The sequence below is a fragment of the Staphylococcus sp. HMSC13A10 genome (genome assembly GCF_001808005.1).
Taxonomy (GTDB): Bacteria; Bacillota; Bacilli; order Staphylococcales; family Staphylococcaceae; genus Staphylococcus; species Staphylococcus pasteuri.
This window is the reverse complement of record NZ_KV791864.1, coordinates 1-574: the sequence shown is the minus strand read 5'-3', so window position 1 is coordinate 574 and position 574 is coordinate 1. Positions and strand designations below refer to the sequence as shown.

The 574-nt window shown below is 33.3% G+C and carries 1 pseudogene; it reads left to right on the top strand.

Annotation, left to right across the window (positions count from 1 at the left end):
• Window positions 1-203: pseudogene (locus HMPREF3125_RS08765) on the top strand (replication protein Rep); the annotation flags it as partial.
• Window positions 204-574 lie beyond the last annotated feature (371 nt).

Genomic DNA, 574 nt, shown 5'->3' with positions numbered 1-574 from the left:
AACCTGAAAATCGTATCTATAATAAAAAGTACGCTAAAAGTAAAAATACAGTCGATTCAAGACAATATATTAGTAGAGAAAAAACACCACAATGGTTAGAAGATCGAACATATACTAAAAAGGTTAGAAGTGATATAGATCCTCAACTAGAAAAGGATCGAGAAGCTTTTTTAAAGCAGCTGCAAATTGATTGGGATGAGTAACATTTATGATAGTGACTGTAGAGCTATACAATGTGTTAAAGGTGTGGCGCTTTTATGGGCTATCTATGATTAGTCAATGGTAAAAGTAAAAGAGGCAAAATCAATCTTCCTATTTCTATCAAAGTTATCGAATAAAATTTAAAAAATGAAAAAGAATTTAAGATAAATAGCAAGTCCACCCATTTTGACCACGATGATAATATAGGTTTTATATAAATAAGATGGCTTATCGGAAGTTATCTGTAACTCATCCATTACAGATGGTATAATATAAAGGTTGCCTATCTCTCAGGCGTCAATTCAGACGCAGAGAGGAGGTGCTAATCTATGCTAGAAATCCTTGTTCACATCACGACCACAGTCATCAGTGG